Annotated in this window: 22 protein-coding genes, 1 pseudogene, 1 riboswitch and 1 other annotated feature; of the genes and pseudogenes, 15 read left to right on the top strand and 8 right to left on the bottom strand. The window is 37.6% G+C overall.

Translation table 11 applies throughout. The annotated features are described in order from the left end of the window. Positions 1-213: 213 nt before the first annotated feature. Together C9J34_RS10230 and C9J34_RS10225 are read right to left on the bottom strand one after the other, a co-directional pair. Positions 214-1,383 carry an aminotransferase class I/II-fold pyridoxal phosphate-dependent enzyme gene (locus C9J34_RS10230; protein WP_107839769.1) on the bottom strand — a complete coding sequence of 390 codons (1,170 nt, stop codon included), beginning with the start codon at positions 1,381-1,383 and terminating at the stop codon, positions 214-216. 168 nt (positions 1,384-1,551) lie between these two features. Further along, positions 1,552-2,538 (bottom strand): S-layer homology domain-containing protein, encoded by a 987-nt coding sequence (locus C9J34_RS10225; protein WP_107839768.1) that lies wholly within the window; start codon positions 2,536-2,538, stop codon positions 1,552-1,554. 175 nt (positions 2,539-2,713) lie between these two features. Between C9J34_RS10225 and C9J34_RS10220 the strand changes: the two genes are divergently transcribed. Continuing rightward, the gene (locus C9J34_RS10220) at positions 2,714-3,526 is read left to right on the top strand and encodes a hypothetical protein (RefSeq protein ID WP_107839767.1); all 813 of its coding nucleotides are present in this window, start codon (positions 2,714-2,716) and stop codon (positions 3,524-3,526) included. On the opposite strand, the gene C9J34_RS10215 is transcribed toward C9J34_RS10220, so the two are convergent. Continuing rightward, positions 3,523-4,320 (bottom strand): enoyl-CoA hydratase/isomerase family protein, encoded by a 798-nt coding sequence (locus C9J34_RS10215; protein ID WP_107839766.1) that lies wholly within the window; start codon positions 4,318-4,320, stop codon positions 3,523-3,525. The two genes, C9J34_RS10220 and C9J34_RS10215, sit on opposite strands and share 4 nt — an antisense overlap. A 307-nt stretch (positions 4,321-4,627) precedes the next feature. Here C9J34_RS10215 and C9J34_RS10210 point away from each other — a divergent pair, with 307 nt between their 5' ends. The 6 genes and pseudogenes from C9J34_RS10210 (at position 4,628) to C9J34_RS10190 (ending at position 7,032) form a co-directional block, all read left to right on the top strand. Further along, a complete protein-coding gene (locus C9J34_RS10210) occupies positions 4,628-5,503 on the top strand; it encodes a tyrosine-type recombinase/integrase (RefSeq protein ID WP_107839765.1) in 876 nt (291 codons plus the stop codon). Between the two features lie 31 nt (positions 5,504-5,534). Next, positions 5,535-5,675, top strand: a pseudogene (locus C9J34_RS22375) (aminoglycoside 6-adenylyltransferase); the annotation flags it as partial. Between the two features lie 11 nt (positions 5,676-5,686). After that, complete coding sequence (locus C9J34_RS22845) at positions 5,687-5,800, top strand: hypothetical protein (RefSeq protein ID WP_420799124.1); 114 nt, start codon at positions 5,687-5,689, stop codon at positions 5,798-5,800. Then, the gene (locus tag C9J34_RS10200; protein WP_107839763.1) at positions 5,801-6,193 is read left to right on the top strand and encodes a hypothetical protein; all 393 of its coding nucleotides are present in this window, start codon (positions 5,801-5,803) and stop codon (positions 6,191-6,193) included. A gap of 38 nt (positions 6,194-6,231) precedes the next feature. Beyond that, positions 6,232-6,342, top strand: a riboswitch (guanidine-I (ykkC/yxkD leader). A gap of 46 nt (positions 6,343-6,388) precedes the next feature. Continuing rightward, positions 6,389-6,721: a DMT family transporter gene (locus C9J34_RS10195; RefSeq protein ID WP_107839762.1), complete on the top strand. Its 333-nt coding sequence runs from the start codon at positions 6,389-6,391 to the stop codon at positions 6,719-6,721. Continuing rightward, a complete protein-coding gene (locus tag C9J34_RS10190; RefSeq protein WP_107839761.1) occupies positions 6,721-7,032 on the top strand; it encodes a DMT family transporter in 312 nt (103 codons plus the stop codon). Before C9J34_RS10195 ends, C9J34_RS10190 begins: the two co-directional genes overlap by 1 nt. A gap of 143 nt (positions 7,033-7,175) precedes the next feature. Here the strand turns inward: C9J34_RS10190 and yeiL are convergent, their stop codons facing one another. Continuing rightward, complete coding sequence (gene yeiL, locus C9J34_RS10185; RefSeq protein ID WP_107839760.1) at positions 7,176-7,844, bottom strand: transcriptional regulator YeiL; 669 nt, start codon at positions 7,842-7,844, stop codon at positions 7,176-7,178. A gap of 82 nt (positions 7,845-7,926) precedes the next feature. Between yeiL and C9J34_RS10180 the strand changes: the two genes are divergently transcribed. The 4 genes from C9J34_RS10180 to C9J34_RS10165 all read left to right on the top strand — a co-directional run bounded on the left by C9J34_RS10180 (position 7,927) and on the right by C9J34_RS10165 (position 12,139). Beyond that, on the top strand, positions 7,927-9,069 hold the full coding sequence (locus C9J34_RS10180) for a 3-phenylpropionate MFS transporter (protein WP_107839759.1): 1,143 nt from the start codon (positions 7,927-7,929) through the stop codon (positions 9,067-9,069). A gap of 174 nt (positions 9,070-9,243) precedes the next feature. Further along, entirely contained in the window at positions 9,244-9,570 is a 327-nt protein-coding gene (locus C9J34_RS10175) for an ArsR/SmtB family transcription factor (RefSeq protein ID WP_107839758.1), read from the top strand. 24 nt (positions 9,571-9,594) lie between these two features. Then, entirely contained in the window at positions 9,595-11,310 is a 1,716-nt protein-coding gene (locus tag C9J34_RS10170) for a SulP family inorganic anion transporter (RefSeq protein WP_107839757.1), read from the top strand. Positions 11,311-11,680: 370 nt separating this feature from the next. Next, positions 11,681-12,139: a DinB family protein gene (locus C9J34_RS10165; protein ID WP_193768961.1), complete on the top strand. Its 459-nt coding sequence runs from the start codon at positions 11,681-11,683 to the stop codon at positions 12,137-12,139. A gap of 104 nt (positions 12,140-12,243) precedes the next feature. Here C9J34_RS10165 and C9J34_RS10160 read toward each other — a convergent pair whose 3' ends face one another. Further along, positions 12,244-12,720 (bottom strand): GNAT family N-acetyltransferase, encoded by a 477-nt coding sequence (locus tag C9J34_RS10160; protein WP_107839755.1) that lies wholly within the window; start codon positions 12,718-12,720, stop codon positions 12,244-12,246. 164 nt (positions 12,721-12,884) lie between these two features. After that, positions 12,885-13,130: a binding site (T-box leader), on the top strand. Between the two features lie 55 nt (positions 13,131-13,185). On the opposite strand from C9J34_RS10160, the gene C9J34_RS10155 reads away from it, so the two are divergent. After that, complete coding sequence (locus C9J34_RS10155; protein ID WP_107839754.1) at positions 13,186-14,361, top strand: MFS transporter; 1,176 nt, start codon at positions 13,186-13,188, stop codon at positions 14,359-14,361. Positions 14,362-14,368: 7 nt separating this feature from the next. Then, a complete protein-coding gene (locus C9J34_RS10150; RefSeq protein WP_107839753.1) occupies positions 14,369-15,316 on the top strand; it encodes a tyrosine recombinase XerC in 948 nt (315 codons plus the stop codon). 74 nt (positions 15,317-15,390) lie between these two features. On the opposite strand, the gene C9J34_RS10145 is transcribed toward C9J34_RS10150, so the two are convergent. Beyond that, positions 15,391-15,546, bottom strand: coding sequence for a transcriptional regulator (locus tag C9J34_RS10145; protein WP_107839752.1), 156 nt, complete (start codon positions 15,544-15,546; stop codon positions 15,391-15,393). A gap of 473 nt (positions 15,547-16,019) precedes the next feature. Between C9J34_RS10145 and C9J34_RS10140 the strand changes: the two genes are divergently transcribed. Continuing rightward, positions 16,020-17,714: a putative bifunctional diguanylate cyclase/phosphodiesterase gene (locus C9J34_RS10140; protein ID WP_107839751.1), complete on the top strand. Its 1,695-nt coding sequence runs from the start codon at positions 16,020-16,022 to the stop codon at positions 17,712-17,714. A 182-nt stretch (positions 17,715-17,896) separates the two neighbouring features. Here the strand turns inward: C9J34_RS10140 and C9J34_RS10135 are convergent, their stop codons facing one another. After that, positions 17,897-18,796 carry a DMT family transporter gene (locus tag C9J34_RS10135; protein WP_107839750.1) on the bottom strand — a complete coding sequence of 300 codons (900 nt, stop codon included), beginning with the start codon at positions 18,794-18,796 and terminating at the stop codon, positions 17,897-17,899. A 144-nt stretch (positions 18,797-18,940) separates the two neighbouring features. On the opposite strand from C9J34_RS10135, the gene C9J34_RS10130 reads away from it, so the two are divergent. Then, positions 18,941-20,266, top strand: coding sequence for an aminotransferase-like domain-containing protein (locus tag C9J34_RS10130; RefSeq protein ID WP_107839749.1), 1,326 nt, complete (start codon positions 18,941-18,943; stop codon positions 20,264-20,266). Between the two features lie 76 nt (positions 20,267-20,342). Here C9J34_RS10130 and C9J34_RS10125 read toward each other — a convergent pair whose 3' ends face one another. Further along, positions 20,343-21,713 (bottom strand): nucleoside-diphosphate sugar epimerase, encoded by a 1,371-nt coding sequence (locus C9J34_RS10125; protein WP_107839748.1) that lies wholly within the window; start codon positions 21,711-21,713, stop codon positions 20,343-20,345. Positions 21,714-21,795 lie beyond the last annotated feature (82 nt).

The raw sequence follows: 21,795 nt of genomic DNA, 5'->3' as shown, positions 1-21,795 counted from the left end.
ATTGTGCAAGCACAATTCAAAATCCCGACGCAATTACGCCTCGGCGTAATTGATGTTAAAGAAAAATAAAAAACACCTATTCCTTGCATTTAAGCATAGGAGTAGGTGTTACTTGTATCGATAATAAAATTTGTGCCGTTGCCGATTTCATGCAATAGCATCGCAAGAACTTAACATTAATTGCTGGCGTGTTTTAGAAATTTACGAACGAATTTATTCGCTTAATTTGATAGCACCCAATTTTTCAACTGCACGCGTTAGCCGCTCAGTATTTTGTACAAGCGCTAGTCGTACATAACCTTCACCCGCAGTACCGAATACAGTGCCTGGTACCATAACGACTCCTGCTTGTTCAATTGCTTTGAAGGCGAAATCCTCACTTGTCAGATGATATGGATATTTTGCCCAGACGAACATCCCACCATTAGAAGGGGCAACTTCCCAGCCAATTTGCTGTAAGCCACTCATTAATACGTGGTGGCGCTCCGCAAAGGTTGTGCGTAAGCTAGCTGTAATTTCTTCCGCATGGTCTAACGCAAGTGCCGCAGTTAGCTGGATTGGCTCAAAAATACCGAAATCTAAATTGGACTTTAATTGCTTGATAATTTGAATGATTTCAGCATTACCAACGATATAAGCAACGCGTGTGCCTGCAAGGCTAAAGCTTTTCGATAAGGAATTAATTTCGATTCCTACTTCCTTAGCACCAGCTGTTGCTAAAAAGCTTAATGGCGCATCACCTTTAAAATAAAACTCAGAATATGCGGCATCATGTAACACGATGATATTGTATTTTTTAGCGAATGCAACAACCTCTTCGAAATATTTTGTAGAGGGCATTGCTGGGACAGGGTTGCCCGGTAAATTTAAAATAAGCAGCTTCGCCTTTTCTGCAATTTCGACTGGGACGCTTGCTAAGTCTGGTAAATAACCATTTTCCTTTGTGAGTGGCATATAATAGGGCGTTGCACCTGCTAAATGAATGCCTGCGTCGTATGCGACATAGGCAGGGTTTGTTGTTAAGACGATATCGCCATGATTGCAAAAGGCGATTGGTAAGTGGACTAATCCTTCCTGAGAGCCCATCGTTTGTACAACTTCTGTTTGTGCGTCGAGCTTGACATTGTTTACTCTGTCATAATAGCGACAAACAGCCTCATTGAAAGCTTGGACACCTGATAATGTATAGCGATAGGATTCAGGTTTAGCTGCAAGCTGTGCCATATGGTCAAGCAGCAAAGTGGCGGGAGGAATATCGGGGCTTCCTAAGCTTAAGTCGATAATTTCCGTTCCTTGTTGCTTTTGCTGTGCGGCAAATGCTTTCAATTTTCCAAAAATCGCTTCTGTAAACAGCGACATTTTTAATGATGGCTCAATAATCAAAAAGAACACTCCTTTAACCTGTTAAAACTTCATTCTATTTTAGCATAAACCTAGCATTTTGTATTTCGATAATTCGGAAAATAGTATATATTCTTCTAAACGAGAAGATAACGGAGAATTTAAAGAGAGTGAGCGGCTTTTTGAAGTGCCACTCACAAGGAAATGATGTTATTTTTCTTTGATAATCGCTTTGAATAGTTTTTTTTCGCTATAATCGTACCATAAAACCCAAAGCTGATTGTTCTGAGATGGTATGCTTTCAGCTATGCCTGTGCTGTAAACTTTATAGATGATGTCGTCTAGTTGCTGTGCAGATTTATTCAACATTATTTGAGCGGACTCTATAAAAGCATTATATTCCTTTTCATTTTGTAAAGTAATCGAAGTCATTTCATCGCTTTTACTTAGAAGCGTTTCAACAGAGCTTTTAGAGGCTTCTGTTGCTTCTGCAGCATTTTTATATTTTGTGGGATACTGAATGTCGGTTTCTTTCATATTATGAAATTTACTAGCGTTGTAGGCTGTAACAACTTTGTTATTTTGAATGGCTTGTTCTGCTCTGTACATAAAAACAGCAAAATGTACGCGCGTTAGCCCTTTATCTTCACGGAATGTTTTGTCCTCAAAGCCTGTCGTAATGTCGTTGGCATACAAAGCGTCTACATAGGAAGCGAGCTGTGGCGAAACGTCGGTTAATGGGCTTTTCTGCTCATTGCTTGATAGTTTGTATGCTAACGCAATCGCTCGTGCCATTTCACCTCGCGTTATAATGTCATTTGGTCTAAAATCAAAGTTATTAGTGTGCTGAATAATATCTGCTTCCAGTACACGTCTAATATCTTTGTAATAAGGGTTGTCCTTATTTACATCTGTTAACGAAATTCCTTTATGATAGGCTGGCAGTGTTGGGAATGCGCGGCTAATTAAAGCAGCGGCATGTTTACGAGTCATTAGTTCATTTGGTTTAAACGTTCCATCAGGATAGCCTGTAATGACTTCTTTCGCTACCATTTCTTTAATAATGTGATAATAATCATTTTTCGGTGAAACATCGCTGAAATTTTTAGTTGCTGCTTCTGTTTGTAGCGGTGCTGTAACGGTACTAACGGCGGCAATCGCAATCGCTGTACTCATAAATAAGTTTATTTTTTTCATTGTAAATTACCTCTCTTCATGATTAGTAGATAGTGTCTTTCGATAGAAATGGTAATTTTCTAAATAACAAATGCAATATATTTATAATAAACGGTTTACCCCCTTTTTTCCACATAACCTATGACCTATTGATTGAAATCGTGTATATTTCTCTATAAAGGAAGGGAGAGAGCGAATGGAGATTTATTCTTTAAGTGGGCCAAGTGGAACAGGAAAAAGTACATCTGCCTTACATTTTGCCTATGCGAAAGGTATTGAAGGAATCATCGATGATGGCTTATTAATTATTAATGGAAGGAAGCAGGCTGGGATCAGTGCAAAATTCGAAAAGAATACGATTACGGCAGTTAGAAGGGCAATTTTTGAGGAGGCAATACATCGCAAGGAAGTGCAGGCTGCGATAAAAAATGCCGAGCTTTCATCCATTTTAATTATCGGTACATCGGATAAAATGACGAAAAAAATTGCTGAGCAGCTTGAATTAGGGCCAATCACTCATTTTTATCAAGTACAAAACATTCGCTCTGCACGTGAAATACAAATTGCTCGTTTTATTCGACAGACGAAGGGGCAGCATGTTATGCCTGTACCATATGAGCAAGTAGAGCAAAACTTTTTTAAACGTTTAGTGCGAAAAGGGCGAGATATTTTCGTAGGCAATCGTGTCAAGGTAGGGGAGACGACAATCGTTCAGCCGGATTTTCATCATGAAACCGTGACGATTCATAAGCAAGTTTATCGTGATGTCTTATTGCATGTTATCGAGCGGAATCCAATTGTCGCACAGGTGGAAAAGCTTCAATTTAATGTTGCGACGATTCCTAAAATTAGTGCGACAGTTATTGTACAGGCATCGATTCATGATGATATCGCTGGAGGGTTGCGCGGCTTGCAGCAGGAAATTACCGAGGCATTTCAACAAACATTTGAATTACAGCCTGAATGGATTCATTTAGCTGTTAAAGGGTTGAAAAAAACGCCCTCTTAGCTTTGAGGGCGTTTAAATTGTGGTTGACGTTTTTCAACAAAGGCACGCACACCTTCAGCGAAATCATTTTGTGAGACAAAGGGAGTAGCACCTTGCCATAAAGCAGGTGTAGACTCCGTGCATTGCTGAACGGACTTTTTTACTGCTAGCAGGGAATCGGGCGACATGCCTGCAACAAGCTTTCCCATGCGAATCATAAACTTTGTTAAATCCTTTTCAGCTACTAAATAATTGAGCATGCCTGCATGAAATGCTTCCTCTGCTTTATACATGCGTCCTGTGAAGACAAAATCCTTTGTAGCAGAAGGACCAACTAAGTCAACAAGGCGTTTAGCGAAGCGATTGTTCAACGTAATGCCTAACTTGCCAACGGGAATCCCCATTTTTGCTTTATCTGAGCCGATGCGAATATCGCAAGCCAGCGCTAATTCCAAGCCAGCACCCATTGCAGGGCCATTAATGACACCAATTACTGGTAAAGGCAAGTTTTCAACGGTAGAAATTGTTCGTTCCATTTCGATAAATGCTTGCTCTGCTTGTTCGAGCGACATCGCATGGAATTCTTTAATATCAGAGCCTGCTGAAAAGTTTTCACCAGCGCCACGCAATATAAGCACTTTGTTTTTAGGATTTTGCAAGGATTGTGAGGCAAGGGATGCGAGCTCTCGCCACATTTTGGCTGTCAATGCATTTTTCGCTTGTGGGCGATGAATCGTAATAATGGCTAAGCCCGCTGTTTCCTGATAAATGATCTTTGCATCTTCGTCATGTAAGCGCACCGTTTGTATTTGCACAAGGAAGCCCTCCGTTTCTGTAGATCGAATTAATGAAAGTATAGCTTAAAATCATGTGAAAGTGCGAAATAAGACATAAAAGAACGAATGCATGTTATATTGAACAAAGGTTTTGCGAATAACGTAGCATATGCGCGGTTGAACAAAGCCGTCTCTTCAATTATAATAAGAACAAACATTCTCTTTCTTGTGATTAATAAAAAAACATATTATACGACACTGTGATTTAGAAAACAATAAATAACACGCCACAAGTTTTTTAGGAAATAATAGCTATTTTACGCCAAATCTATAAGGAGTGCTTCTGATGACAGATTATTCGATTTATGTTGCGCGTTTTAAAGCATTTTTAGTCAGTCAGTCGAAATCTAATTATACGGTGAAACAATACAGCTTAGATAGTGCGCAGTTCGTGAAATTTATGAAGGAGCAAAATTGTGAAATGTTGATGGTCGAAACTATTCAAGCATATAAGGAATGGCTGCAGCAGCATTACAGTTCTATTCAAAGTGTCAATCGAAAACTCGCAAGCTTAAAAAGCTTTATTCATTTTTTACAAGCACGTGAAGTCATTCCATTATTGCCAGATGATTTATTTAGCCCAATCGCCATTGAAAAAAATGAGCTGAAAACATTATCCATAGGGCAAATGCGTCAAGCTTTGCATATTTGGCTCATTTCCTACGAAGCAGCAGAGGAACAAGATATTAGGTGGATGGCATTGCGTAATTATACGATTATGCGTGTGATTGCAGAGCTAGGCATTAAATCGAGTGAAGTCGTACGCATGAAATGGTCGCATGTGCATCAAGATGTTATTCGCATTTTAAGTAAGCGTAGCTATCGTGATTTGCCATTGCCACAAGCTTTATTAGATGTGCTGCAATTTTATAAAGAGGAAACCATGAAACAGTTTACAGTTGCGCAAGAGGTAGATGATATATGGTTAGGCTTAGGCAATAAGCAGGGGGAGCCAATTACGGTAAAAACGATTGAGCGCTTATTTTCATATGTATCACAACAGGTAGGTTTTTCGGTCACAACGACAAATGTACGCTACACAGCTATTCAACAAGATTTAGATAAGGAGCTACATGCTACCGAGGATTTATATGAAAAATATGGCTACGCTAGAAAAGGTGTATTACAGGAGCGGGCTACTCGTATGGAAAAATCCGAGTAAAATGCTATAATAACAGAAGGGGGAAGATACAATGCGTACAGAAGCTGAGATGTTTCAAATTTTTTCGGATTTTGCCATGGGGGACGAGCGCATTCGTATTTCTGTGCTAGAGGGATCGCGCACAAATGCTAATATCCCGAAAGATAGTTATCAAGATTATGATATTAGTTTTAATGCTGTCAAATGTTCCGTGACGCGTCCCGTCAAGTGGCTGAAAAGCTTGGCTATTCTTACCCAAACTATGATGAAAATATAACAGCATGGATTGAAAATACATATAAAAAGGGGAACGACTAAATGGCGATTTCATTGATGGAAGCTTATTTAATTGAATCATTACGACAAAATTACAGCTATGAGCAAGTAGCAGCACAGCTTGAAAACAAGGACTTATCTTTATTTGCGGAGATGAAATCTGATTTTTCATTATTACAGCAGCTTTTTGATACAGATAAAGAGCTTTTTAAAGAAGCTTATACGACAGGCTATCAAGTGAAGTTTTTAACGATTAATGGTTTGAAAAATATTTTGCGTATGCGCTTTGGCATTGATGAACATCAATATGAGCTGCAAGAATTCGGTACGTACAATGTACCAGCGAACGAGGAAACGGAAAAAGCCATTGCCACACTCATTTCCTCCAATTGGAAAATCGAGCGTAACGGAGAAACAATCAATATTTTTGTGTAGCACTTGCAAAATTAATTATGATGTGAAATAATAAAAAACATCAAGCTTTCTAGGGTTCCGTAGTAAATGTTTTGCATTTGCTAGTCTGGTCCGAGAGAAGGCGCACACAGCATATGTGTGTTACACGGAAGGATAAAAGCCTGGGAGAATGCAATCATTCTCTCAGGTTTTTTGTCATTTAAGGAGGATTTTATAATGAATTTAACATGGCTTCAAGTAATTATTGCAGCGGTTTTTGAGGTGGGTTGGGTCATTGGCTTAAAGCATGCAACGACACCACTTGAATGGGGTGCGACAGTCGTTTGCATTATCGTTAGCTTTTATTTAATGATTCAAGCTGGAAGCAAGCTACCTGTTGGAACTGTCTATGCGGTGTTTGTTGGATTAGGCACAGCAGGAACAGTTATATCTGATATGGTCATTTTTGATGAGCCTGTACATGTAGGAAAATTGTTGTTAATTGCGATTTTATTAGCAGGCGTAATCGGTTTGAAGCTTGTATCTGGTGAAAAGGAGGAGCAGGCATAATGGCATGGATTGTATTAGTTTTAGCGGGGGTATGTGAAATGTTAGGCGTCTTTATGATTGGGCGTATGTATCAAAAACGCAATGTTGCGTCATTTATTTATATGGTTGTCGCATTTTCCATGAGTTTTGTCTTGTTAGCTATCGCAATGAAATCATTACCGATGGGAACTGCCTATGCCATCTGGACAGGTATTGGGGCTGCTGGTGGTGCTGTCCTCGGCATGATTGTATTCGGTGAATCAAAGGATTGGCGACGCATTATTTTTATTACGATGATTTTAGGTGCGGCAATCGGCTTGAAGTTGATGTAAAGTAAAAATTTAATTAATGAACAGGATGTGCTTTTGATGTCGCAGTAACGGCCAGCGATATTAGAAGAGCGTCAGTATGTCAAAAAACTTTAATAATTAAAGTTGCTGCTTCGATGTACAAAGTAAAACGAGTGATAATTGGCCTAGATAGAGGTTGTTATCGCTCGTTTTTTTAATGCCCCCATATCGATAATCACATAGCTTCGTCCGCGTTTTTCCAGTAAGCCTTGCTCACAAAATTGTGATAGGACGTGTAAAAGATGGCGGTAGGACACCCCTAAATAATCGCATACCTCTGTATGCTTTTCTTTATAAATATCGTTATGTGCTGAAAGGATGATAAATTCAGCAAGCCGGTTTTCGAGTGGATAGGCAAGGCTTTTTGAAAATTTGGCGGTCATTAAAGATGTTTTATTACCTAAAAATGTGCATAAATAGCGTAAAAAAACGACATCAGCTAATAGCTCGTTTTTGCATTTGGCGATAGGTAACGCTAAACAGATTGTTGTTGTCATTGTTTGTACGCCCTTTGAATAATAATCCTCATCTAATAGCTCCAGCTCACCGATAAAGGCATTTGGCTGTGCGAAGCTAATTAATGCGACTTTGCCATTTTCTTGTGTCATATAAATTTTTGCTTTTCCTTCGGCTAAAAAGTACAAATATTGGGGGAAGTTGCCTTCCTTAATGATCCATTCGCCTCGCTCAAAATAGTGAACTTCTACTAAATTCATTATATCAAACGAAAATAAATGCTGAATTGGAAAATGCTCCAGATAATATTGTTTCTCTTCATTTTGTATATTTTGCATGAAAAACCACCTAAATATGAGATATCTCACATTATTTTAAAAGAAAGCGTGCTATGATGCAAGACAGATGGAGGGATTAATTATGAATAATCAGCGCTGGATGTCACAAAACTTCTTTACTTTTTATATGACATGGGGCATCTTTTTACCATATTGGACAGGTTTTTTAGTAGAAGCAAAAGGGTTAACAATTAGCCAAGCAAGCTTAATTATGAGCTGTAGCTTAGCAATTAGAGGGATTTCGACATTGTTTGCCTTCCCTTATATTGCACGTAAATGGAGCAGTAAACGAGTGCTTGATCTATTTGCCATTTTATCATTACTCATTATGTTATTGTTCATTCCGGCGAGTTCCTTTAGCAGCCTGCTTGTTGTTACACTATTGTTCAGCTTCTTTTTCCCTGCATTGATGCCAGCGCTAGACAGCGTTGCGGGAATATTACTTCAGCATGGTCAATTACATTACGGGCAAAGTCGTTCTTATGGTTCATTAGGCTTTGTTGTTATGGTACTCATTGCTAGTGTTGTTACGGGGCAATTTGGGGACATGGCTATATTATGGTTATTGCTAGGTGGATTAATTTTACTCGTGCTGTTGAATACGCGTCCTGCACCTGCCGTTTTATTAGAAAAACCAAAGGGAGCTAGTGCCAATAAATTTTCAGTAAAGAAATTGCTGCAAGCACCAAATTTTTTAATTGTGTTAATTATCGCGATTTTATTGCAAGGGGCACACGCTTCTTATTATAATTATGGCTATATTTATTTACAGGAGCTAGGTGTTGCGAAATATTATATTGGGTTAATTATTAATATTGGCGTGTTTTTTGAAATACTATTTTTCGCTAAATCAGATCGACTATTCGGGCATTGGAAGCCAGCAAATTTATTGCTAGTGGCGGCAATTGGCTCGACTTTACGCTGGTTAATGGTATCGCTTGTGCCGACGATTCCGATATTTATTGTGTCACAATCATTACATGCCGTTTCATTTGCCTTAGCGCATTTTGCTGTTATTTTATTTTTCACACAAAATTTGCAAAAGGAGCAAATTCCAAATGCACAAGGTATGTATAATGCATTCGCGATGGGCTGGAGCACAGCTATCTTAACACTATTCGGTGGCTTCTTATATGAAATGGAACCGCGCTTAGCTTTTTTAGGCATGACGGTTTGTACAGTGCCAGCGTTATTCCTTGCGCTTTATTTAAGGAAAAAAGCATAGCTAGGTATTAAAACCTCTCATAATATTTAAAAGGCCAGATTTCCCTATATTTTATAGAGAAGTCTGGCTTTAATAATTCCTCTAAGTATATTGAAAATTCAACAAAGAAGGCGTATCATATATACATATTCAAAGTTTTGAATATGTATATTGTAAATAACAGGGGGTGATAGGATGGGAGGAGAACTTCAACAGTTTAAAGCGGATTTTTTTAAAGCGTTGTCACATCCTTTACGCATACATATTCTTGAAATACTTTCAGATGGAGAAAAGAGTGTGCAAGAAATTCAAGATGCACTTAATAAAGAAGGCTCAGCTATTTCACAGCAACTCAGTGTACTGCGTGCGAAAAATATTGTGGTCGGTATAAAGGATGGCAAGCGCGTTTTATATTCTCTTAGAGACCCAATGATTTTAGATTTGCTTATCGTAGCGAAGAAGATTTTTAATAATCATCTGATCGATACGATTTCGATGCTTGAGGAACTGGATGATCAATAACTAAAATGAAAAGAAGGGTTTAAAATGGAGAAGCTGCAACTAGGAAGGTTTAAAGGGTATTCGTTCGAGCATTTTCGGAAGGATCTTTTATCTGGACTGATTGTAGGGATTGTGGCAATTCCACTTGCAATGTCCTTTGCGATTGCATCTGGTGTAAAACCGGAATATGGGATTTATACAACGTGTATTGCAGGCATTATCATTGCGTTATTTGGTGGCTCTAAATATCAAATCGGTGGACCGACAGGCGCTTTTGTTCCGATTTTATTAGGAATTGTACTCGCCTATGGCTATGAGGATTTATTACTCGCTGGTTTAATGGCTGGAATTCTTCTGTGTTTGATGGGCTTATTTAAATTAGGTTCCTTCATACAATTTATTCCGCGTCCTGTCACGATTGGCTTTACATCAGGTATTGCGGTACTTATTTTTACAGGGCAAATCGCAAATTTTCTAGGATTAACGGGCGTTGAAAAGCATGAAAAATTTATTGCCAATATGAATGAGCTTGTGATAAATATGCCGACACTAAATATTTATAATGTTGTCGTTGCGGCGCTTTGTTTAGCGGTTATTTTAGTAACGCCAAAAATTTTCCTGAAAGTACCTGGTTCATTAGCTGGTATTATTATTTCAACGATTGTAGCCATCCTCTTTTTTTCAGGGCAAGTGCCGACAATTGGCTCGGCATACGGTGCAATTCCGAATGCGTTGCCACAGTTTCAAATGCCTGAGATTACATGGGTGCGCATTGAACGTTTAATTGGACCGGCTTTTGTCATTGCGATGCTTGGTGGAATTGAGTCTCTGCTATCAGCAGTCGTAGCAGATGGGATGACAAAAACGCGACATAATAGTAATAAAGAGCTAGTTGGGCAAGGGATAGCAAATATTGTAACACCGTTATTCGGGGGAATTCCCGCAACAGGAGCCATCGCACGTACGGCAACAAATATTAAAAGTGGCGCGACCTCGTCGATGTCAGGCGTGATACATGGTATTTTTGTATTGCTCGTGCTTTTATTGTTTGCGCCGCATGCATCCCATATTCCGCTTGCGAGTATGGCGCCTATTTTAATGGTCGTTGCTTGGAATATGAGTGAGCGCCATCATTTTATGCATATTTTAAAGTTGAAATCAGCGGATTCACTTGTTTTAGTTGTCACATTTTTATTGACCGTATTGACGAGCTTAACAATTGCGGTGGAAGTAGGCTTAGGACTGGCGCTTATTTTGTTTACAAAACAAATGATGGATGCACCTGCTATTTTCAAAGTATTACCTGATCATTCAAGAAAAAATGCAAAGGTACAGCCGTATGTTGTAAATACGAAGCACGACTGTCCACAAATCAGCATTTATACAATGGAAGGTCCGTTATTTTTCGGAGCAGCGCAAATGTTTGAGGAAACGATTTTATCGGATATTGATACGGGAGCGAATGTGTTAATTTTACGCATGAGCAAAGTGCCATTTATGGATACGACAGGAGAAGCTTATTTCAGTAACATCGTACAGCAATTTCAAGGTGTCATTCTTGTAACGGGTTTACAACCGCGCCTGCAATCAGCGATGAAAAAAAGTGGATTGTATGATGAAATTGGTACGGAACACTTTTTTGAGCATACAGGGCAAGCGATTGATGCTGCATTACGCTATTTAGATCGCAAAAAATGCATCGGCTGTCAGCATTTTGCTTTTAGGGAGTGTACGCAATTGTCAAAGGGTGTAAGACAATAGTGTTGTGAAAGTAAAGATAAAAGCCTAATTTCTCAGTAAATCGAGAAATTAGGCTTTTCATTTAAAAAATTTTCGTAAGAAGTTTATAAAATAAACCTTTATATACGATATCGAGGATTGCGGCGACAGATAAAATCACAGCTACCGCTGAAATAGCCTTTGTTCGTTTTGTCATTGTAGAAGCTCCTTTCAACATACAGCTTTTTCTATTTTATCATACAAATTTATCATGTAAAATATAGGATGGGTGTCTATTTGAAAAGTGCGCTCAGACGAAGTGAGGTGTATCATTGTACATGCGAACGCTTTTCACTTCGTTAAAATGCGATTTCATAAAAGTAGAACGAGTGTTCTTTTAGGAGGGGGATTAATGGATAAAACCGAAATTATGGAGCATCATCTTGATTTTATAGAGTTCGCTCGTGTTTTGCGTGCTTTTGATGAGGAGTTATTGCGGAAGCCCATCACTGAAGGGAAATGGTCTATCGTAGAAATTATTGGTCATTTGATTGTGTGGGATAAATTTATACTGCGTGATAGAATACCATATTTCTTTAGTGAAAATACTTTTCTGGCGGGACCTGATGTTGCAGCTTTAAATGAACGAGCTGCAGCGAGTGCTAGGGGAAGGGCGGTGGCTATTGTTCTTGCTGAATTTTCGGATGGTCGCACGCAATTAGTGGAAATATTAAAGGGGATGCCTAATGAGTTGTGGGTAGCTGAAATACAAATCAATCAATCCAAGCTAACTTTGTGTAGCTATTTTCAAGGGTTAATGGAGCATGATTTGCATCATTTGGCACAAATGAAAGAAATGATTAAATCATAGTGTCAAAAAAGTTCCCAAATTGATATTTGGGAACTTTTTTATTAAAGAAAAATAAAAACAGCACATATTTGTCTGTGCTGCTTGTATGTAATGAAATTTGTAAATCAGAGCTGTAAGACGGTAATCGGTTCATTATCACAAACTTCACCGTTATCACGGAAGCCGAAGCTTTCATAGAGTTTTTTAGCTTGAGGATTATCGGTGCTGTATGGAATCCAGCAATATCGTGCAGGACCAGCAGGGAAAGTGCGTATAAATTCTAAGATTTTTTCCATTGCTTTTCGACCATAGCCATGATTTTGGTGGTGCTTGTCAATCATTAAACGTAAAATGCAATAGCTCTCATCCGCAATAGATGGAAGCTCGTATCCAGTAATTCCGTAAGTAATCATAACAAAACCGACTGGCTGTTCATCTGCATAAATCGCTAACGGAAATGGATGTCCACCATTCGTTGCAAGGACATAGCAAGAGGCTACGCTTGATAGATTAGATGCAACAAAACGACGTTGCTCTTCTGTAACTTCTAAATTAAATATGGCACGACGATTTTCCAATGTAATTTTTCTTAATGTAATCATGCTAGTATTCTCCTCTCAGTATCCAAAATATTGATTAACGATTGAGACGGAATCATTATATCATAATCAACCAAGCATTAACTAAATCCACCTATATTTTCAAATATTTTTGCTGAATATTTAAAATATGCTAGACAGCTATAATAGTATTATGCTAAAATTTTTGGAATACATTGAAGAGAAGAGTAAGTTTTAGGAAGCCTTAACAGAGAGCTCGGGATGGTGCAAGCGAGCAGGTGGATTGAAGCTGAAGCAAGGCTCGGAGTAGCACATCGGATTGAACATATGATGATGTGACGGGTTCTCCCGTTATCGAGACACAGTATGATTGTACTGATAGAGGCATAGTTAGCGATAATTATGTGAAATAGGGTGGCAACACGTGTCGCAAAGTCGATTCCGTCCCTAAGATGAAGATCTTAGGGGGTGGGATTTTTTTATTGCCAAAAATAAGGAGGAGACTTTATGACACGAACGAAAATCTATTTACTCATTAGTTTTTTTATTGCCAATATTGGTGAGTGGGTTTATTTTATTGCCTTGAATCTCATCGTTTTAGCGATTACCAATTCACCAGCAAGTGTTACGATTCTTTATATGTTTATTCCGATTGCGATGCTCGTAACGAATAGCTGGGTGGGATCTTTTATTGACCGCGTCAATATTAAAAAATTGCTTATTTATTTACATCTTTTACGGGCTGTGTTGATGCTGCTGCTCGTTATGACGATGCATATGGCAGCAATTTATGCATTGACATTTTGCATTCAATTATTGACAGCCATTTATGCGAATGCCGTCTTTGTTTATTCAACGAAAGTGATTCCTGAAAATGAGCGCCAACGATTTAATGCTTGGCGAAGTATGACACAGTCCTCTGGATTTATAATAGGTCCGATGATTGCTGGCGCATTTTTCTTTATCGGTACAGCAAGCCTAGCAATTGCCGCAAATAGCATCGCTCTAATAGTAGCGGCACTGTTCCTTGGAAAATGCCCTAATATAAGCGGGGCAATAAAACAAGAGCGAGTTACGTTTGTGACAATTCAGTCTGATTGGCATGCTGTATATTTATACGCACGCAAGCACCTTGCGATTTGTTTTATTTTCATTTTGAATGCTCTTTTGATTGTTTGTTTAACGGCGATTGATTCGCTAGAGGCAGCCTTTGCTACGGGGACATTGCAGCTCTCAGAAAGCGCTTATGGGCTCTTGGTAAGCGTAGCGGGTGTCGGGTTTATTGCTGGTTCAATTTGTAATATAAAATGGCTAGTCAAGCCGTTAGCAGCTATGTTTTATGGCGTGCTGTTTGCGAGTGTTGGCTATTTATTATATGGGCTAGCTCAACATTGGTGGATGGCCGCGCTCGGATTTTTCATTTTATCCTTTGCCACTAGCTTTGTAAATGTTGGTTTTACAACGTATATTCAAAAAGCATTGCCAGTCATGATTTTAGGAAGGTTTACCGCTATTTTTGGCCTAATTGAAGCGATTGGTACACTCATAGCTTTGGTATTATTTAGTGTTGGAACGCAAATTTTATCATTACGCGTGCTCATATTATTAGGCATCGGCTTGTTATGGGGGCTTACATTATTATACGGAGCTTATTACATCAAGCGTCGAAGTGCTGTATACTGAGGAGGAGGTGAATGTTGTGCTCCCGAAAATTTTAAAAGATTTTTTAGTTTATTTAACGACCATTACAGGAAAATCACAGCGAACGCGTAAAGAATATGAATATGATTTAGTGCTGTTTTTTAGATTTTTAAAGGCAATCGAGCAAGATATCGCGATTGCTGATTTACAAAAGATCAATATTTCAGATGTTACGCTTGATAAAATTAAAGAAATTACGCTCGAAGATTTATATTTATTTATGGAATATTGCGAAGTGCAGAGAGGAAATTCACCAGCAGCTCGTGCGCGTAAAGTGGCGACATTGAAATCCTTCTTCAAATATTTGAAGGGCAAGCGCCGTTTAATAGAAGAAAACCCAGCCGATGAGTTAGAAACACCGAAAATCGGACGGAAGACACCTGTGTATTTGAATTTGCAGGAGGCGCAGCAATTTATTGCTGCTACAACAATGCAGCAGTATAGCGAGCGAGATTATTGTATGATGATATTTTTCTTGAATCTAGGTATTCGTGTAACGGAGCTTTGCTCATTGAATTTACAATCAATTCAAGGGCGTCATATTACGGTCGTTGGAAAAGGAAATAAGGAGCGCATCGTATTTATGAACGAAAGCTGCTACGAGGCATTGCAAGCATACTTGCTGACACGTCATACGTATAAAGGAGAAGGAGCAGAGCCGCTTTTCGTATCGCAAAAGGGGACGCGCTTTGCACGGCAGTCGATTGCTAAAATTGTCAAGCGGTTAAATAAGGCAACATTGAATAAAGAAAAGCTGACACCGCACAAGCTGCGCCATACATCTGCGACATTAATGTATCGTGCTGGCGCCGATATTCGTAGTTTACAGCATATATTGGGGCATTCAAGCGTTGCGACAACGCAAATTTATACACATATTGAGGATGAACAAATTCAAGAAGTAATGGAGAATAATCCATTAAATAATTTACGCTAAATAAAAACCAAACTTTATGCACCGAATCATAAAGTTTGGTTTATTTTTGTTGGGCGACGGCGGGATTATTCATATTAAATACCCGCTCGCAGTGTGCGTGCCTGCTCTGTCAATGAAGTAAGCTGTTCTTGAGATAACTGCAATAAATAAAAATGGAAATTAACAGGCTCTACTCCAAATTGCTCACACTTTTCTAAATAATGCTCATACCCTTCACGGTACATCGACATGAATACCACTCCTTTGTATTATAACAGAATTAATTTTATAAATATAATATAGTACAGTTGAATTTGTATGTCAAGCAATTTATTTCAGAAAATTCTTTCATCAATAAAGTTTACATAATATAATTATTGTTAAATTAAGTCCCTATATATTTTTAAAATTCCATATTAAGTCTATGCAATCGACTGACTATTATGAATATAAAACTCACATTCAAATCGCTATTGAATAGTACAAAGGCAATAGATTATACTTATATATAGTGTATTTTTACCTTGATTCAGCATTTATCTAAACCTAAATCAAGATAAAGCCTCCAACGAATGTCATAGATTTTGAAAGGGGTCCCTGCACGGTGCAGGTGAGTTAACTGTGGTTAACTTCTCTTGAAAAAATCTAGACGAGGGTTAGCCGAGACGTAATTGATCTAGATATCTCGATAGTTGAGTAACTTAGGAACGGGGAGAAACTTATAATGACGAATGACTCTCATATTTTAACGAATATGGAGCTTACCTATGAGGAGCTTAAAGATATAAAAGCGGCATTAGATCAATCAGCAATTGTGGCTGTAACAGATGGTAAAGGGGTCATCACGAACGTGAATGATCGCTTTTGCCAAATTTCCAAATATAGTCGTTCTGAACTAATTGGACAAGATCACCGTATTTTAAATTCTGGACATCATTCCAAAGCTTTTTTTAAAGAATTATGGCGCACGATTGGCAAAGGGGAAACATGGAGCGGGGAAGTTTGTAACAGAGCTAAAGATGGTACGCTTTACTGGGTACAAACAACGATTGTTCCATTTTTAAATGACAAGGGAAAACCATATCAATACATTTCGATACGTACGGATATAACAGCTCAAAAAAATATAAAAAAATATACGCATTTTGCTTTTCACGATGATTTAACAGGCTTACCAAACCGACGTAGCCTACTGAAAACATTGGAAAAGCGCATGGAGATTGCGGAAAAAAATCAAGCACAATTTGCCCTGTTTTTTATTGATATTAATCGCTTTAAAAATATCAATGATGGGCTTGGACATAAAGTGGGAGATATGTTCTTACAGGCTTTTGCGAAGCGCTTAAGTCATATTGATGACGAAAAAGATGCTGTTTTTCGACTAAATGGTGATGAATTTGTTTATATTTTAAATGATATTTCGCAAATTAAACAAGCCGCACAAAAAATTATCAATACTTGTAAAGAGAGTTTTAGCTTTTATGACTATGAATTTTATATAAGCGTCAGCATGGGCATTAGTATATTTCCGGATCATGGCAATACGATATCCAAATTGCTACGCTGTGCAGATATTGCGATGTATGCGGCAAAGCACAAGAGTAGAAATAGCTACGTTGTATTTGAATCGAATATGAAAGGTATCGATGATCGCTGGCTGCATCTTGAAACAAAAATACATCAAGCTATACGAGACGATGCCTTTGAGCTCCATTACCAGCCGAAATATAATATCCAGGATAATACAATGACAGGGATGGAGGCATTGATTCGTTGGAATGATGAAGAATTAGGTTTCATGCCACCAGATCAATTTATTCCTTTCGCTGAGCAGTGTGGTTTAATAACGGCGATTGGGGAATGGGTATTACGTCAAGCAACCGCGCAAATTAAAAAATGGAACGAAACATATAATAGTAATTTACGTGTTGCAGTGAATATTTCGCCCATCCATATTGCAGAAACAACGTTTATTTCGCGATTGGAGAAAATATTAGCAGAAACGCAAGCAAATCCACAGCATTTAGAAATCGAAATTACAGAAATGTCCATGATGGATTATACAGATGAGCTAATCGAAAAAATAAAAGAAATGAAAAAAATGGGCATTGAAATATCGCTGGATGATTTTGGTACAGGTTACGCCTCATTAAGCTATTTACGTCAATTCCCATTTGACGCATTAAAAATTGACCGTACATTTATTCAAAATATCCGAACGACGCCTTCTGGTGAATCGATGGTAGCGGCTATTATTTCATTGGCGCATGCTTTGAACTTAAATGTTGTTGCTGAAGGTGTTGAACAACCTGAAGAGCTTGCAATATTAAAAAAACATAATTGTAAATCCGTACAAGGCTACTATTTCAGCAAGCCATTAACAGTGGAAAATTTAACGAAATTAATAGAGGGAACATGAAGCATCTCTCACATCATGGTATACGACAGTTCAGTTAAAAAGACGAGAAGAATAGTTCAATAAGTTTCTAAAATCCTAACCACAAAAGCACGGTGGTTAGGATTTTTGTTTAACAAAGTGAATGGAGTTTTACAGCCTATCAATTGAAACAGCAGATAACTTAAATTTCAGGAGTAATGATTTTAAGTGGGCTGCTTTGACATGCTTTTTACATTGACGAGAATGACACCACAAATAATTACGATTGCACCAATCATATGATAATAATGAAATTGCTCATTTAAAATCAGAATGCCGGAAAGAATGGTAACCAACGTAGCGACATTATTAAATATGCTTACTTGAATAACAGGTAGCTTTGATATGGCATAAATAGACAATAAAGAAGTACCAAATGTAGATAAAACGCCTAAATATAAAATGGACATCAAGTAGGGAATTTCTGTTAGAGAATTCACATAATCACTTGCAGATCCGCCACTTATAAAGTAGATCGCATTAAAAAATAGCAAGCCAATAAACATCGTATATACCGTAATTTGGATTGGGGCAATGGTTTTTGTTGCAATTCTGGACAACACTTGCCAGATGGCAGTAGCGAGAATAGATACTATAATAAACAGACTACCAATTAGATGAAATTCATAGCCTCCTGAGCTATTCATTAGCTGTAAAAACACAACGCCTGCAATACTCAAAAAGATTCCCAGCGCTTGTATTCTTTGAACCTGTTCTTTCAAAAATAAACTTGCTAATAAAACTGTTATAGCAGGAGCAATCGCTTGGATGATTCCTGCCTCTGTGACGGTTATCTGATTAAGTCCAAGTATTTGACTGCTGAAAAAAACAAGCGGATAAAACAGGGAAATCACCAAAACCAACAGAATTTCCTTCCGATTTAACCTTAAGTTAATCGGTCTGATTGCTAAAAATATGAGTAACCCTAGAAAGGCGAATGTAAATCGTTGTGCCAATATAAGTAATTGACCTTCATATGTTAAAGAAATTTTAACAAACATAAATGACAGTCCAATAATGATGGAATAAACGACAGCTGCCAATAACGCACTATTTTTTCTCATAATTTCCTCCTCCTTCTTTTTTAGAATAAAGGAAAAATAGCATCTACAATAAATTTATTTTTATTTGTGTATCGATACAATTAAACCGAAGTAAAGCATTGCTTCAATAGATTCATGGTATTCTATAAATAGAGGAGGGATCACATGAGGAAGCATCAATTAGTGGCCAATAAAATCCTACAAAATATCGAACAGGGAGCATATAAAGAGCGTCTTCCCTCTGTAAGAAAAATGATGGATATTTTTGGTGTGAGTCAAGTGACGATAACGCAGGCATTGCAACATTTGGTTGAGATGAACAGGATCTACGCTCAGCCAAACGTAGGCTATTTTATTATTACTAGAAAAACAGATTCCACTGTTTTTAATGGTGTATATGATTTTTCCACTGCCTCTACTTCGTGGACGGACTTTCCATTAGACAGTTATTCACAATGTTTGGAAAGCGCTATTCAAAATGAAAAAACAGAATTATTCACTTATGGGGAAACGACTGGTAATGGGGAACTGAAAAGCTTATTTCAAAAATTATTAGCAGAAAATCAAATCTTCACTAAAAAAGAACAAATTATGATAACAAGTGGTACGCAGCAGGCTCTACATATTCTGGCTTTAATCATAATGACTAGGAAGGAATCTATTCTAATCGAACAGCCAACCTATCATCAGATGATTAATCTGATTGAACGGCTGCATTTGAATTATGTTACCTGTTATCGGGATTTAGATAAAATCAATATGAGGGAATTGGAAGAAACAATTACCAACAAGCGTCCCGACTATGTTTATTTGATGCCACGGCTGCATAATCCGCTCGGTACTACGATGGGCGAAGAAGAAAAATATACCCTTTTAAATTATGCGAAAAAGTATCACTTTTATATTATCGAAGATGATTATTTAAGTGATTTTGAAGGAAACACTAGCTATAAAACGCTGTATGAAATGGATATGAATCAGCGAGTTATTTATTTAAAGAGCTTTTCGAAAATTATGTTTCCTGGGCAACGGTTAGGTATGGCCGTCTTACCAGCAGAATTGATTGAGCCTTTCCAAAGCTTTAAAGAAATCATTGATATTCATACGAATTCTTTAAGTCAAGTGATTATGCAGACATTTATGGAAAGTGGGCTATATGCACACCATAAAGATAAAATCGTATTCAGACATCAGCAAAAAGCCAAAACACTGCGCGATGTATTGAAAACCTACTTTTCTGATTACCAATTTAATGATAACCATCAAATGCATACAGTCATCAAGCTACCCAAGCAAATAAATATGAATAAGCTTTATGAAGAATTGGCTAAACGACATGTTTTAGTAGACGATTACAAAACAAATTATATAGCTGGCTATAAACAGAATCATAAATTTCTCAAATTAAACACTACAAGTATCCCAGAAAATAAGATTGATGAAGGCGTTCAATTAATTCAGGAAGCGATAGAAGCGAGTAAAATACTTTAGCTGGAAAGAAGTATTGCATCCAATAATTTTAGATAATAAAAAAATGAGAGTAGCGAAATGCATACTCTCACTTTTTTTATTCCGACAGTAATTGTTGAAGCTGTTGCAGCTGTTCCTCCGCAATTAAGGTGCGATATTCATGCAAGAGCTGTAAATTTACTTTAATCGTATCTTTATACGCCTCATAAAGAGGGACTGTTAAATGACGCAGTACAAGCGGTACAGGATTTTTATGATTAAAACGCTTCATATATTTCAACATAAAATCCTCAGACAATTGACAGCTTGTATGCTCACCAAGTGCTTCAAAATCAATAAATTTAATATGGGCAACAATAAAATCCTCAGCTAAATAGCCATTGTATCGGCAAATTTTTGTCCAATTTAATTGATTGCGATAGCGGTGCAGCCAATGTGGCTCTAAAACAGCACAAAGCAAGTCTAATTGTACATCACTAAATGAAGCGATCATCTCGTCCATTTCTTTATTTGTCTTTCTTTTAAAGCCGTATTGATCATATTTTTGACACGCTAAAGATGGTATACCCTTTACTAAATGCTCGCTACCGCTCCACTTATTTGGTCCCACATCATATTCGAAAAATTGTAAGTCCATTTCTTCCTCAAATTCCTCAAACTCAAAATCGCGAATTTCCTTATGTGCATAAAAATGATCGTCTTCAATAAACTGCTCTACCTTATGAGCAAAATCCTCATTTAATGGCACTTGTTGTACTCGTAAAAAATCAACCAAATAGCGCTTAAAGGAGCTAGTTAAACGATTTAGAACGGAATAATTGTATTGCAATGTTGCTGCAAGTTGATCTAAGTGCTCGATTAAATATTGCTCTGTTAAATATGGATTAGTTAAGCACAGGTGCTCAAAGCTAATTGCATGTAAATATGGTTGTAAATCATTTAAATGCATTTGTGTCGCACGTGAACGCCACTGAATATATTGCCTAATGAAGCGTTTGCTGAAATACGGATGTTGCAGCTGAATTTCTAACACTTGCTTGATCGTTACTTGATTAAGCATTGGCTCTATCATCGTCGGATTGAAATTTTCCGGAAAAGCGAGCGCTTCAAATTCCTTTTGAATATCATATTTTTGTCGATTTACATGCGTAGAGAAGCTATACGATCCGATTGAACCACGTTCCTCTAACAATATATAGGCGAGCTCCTGCTTTTGATCACGCGTCAAGCGCACATGCTTTGGAAATTTCACAGAAGCAAAATACGTGACATTCGCCATATCATAGAAAAACTTATAATCTCCTTCAGGTGTATACTCGCTATCAGTTGTATTGCGACACCAATATAACAAAGCGCCATGAATAGGCTCATAATTTGAAAAGGTAATATTTGAGATAGAAAAAATATTATGTGACATTGAGTCATCATAAATGGTTTTTATAAAATCGATTTGTTTAATTTTTAGCATAACGAACCCCCTAAGTTATTATATACTGTAATAGTATAAATGTGTAGGAAAGTGCCGTGGTTCAATACTCTTTAGAAAATAG

The sequence above is a fragment of the Metasolibacillus meyeri genome (genome assembly GCF_003049505.1).
In the GTDB taxonomy this organism is placed as follows: Bacteria; Bacillota; Bacilli; order Bacillales_A; family Planococcaceae; genus Metasolibacillus; species Metasolibacillus meyeri.
This window is presented reverse-complemented; position numbering and strand designations above follow the sequence as displayed.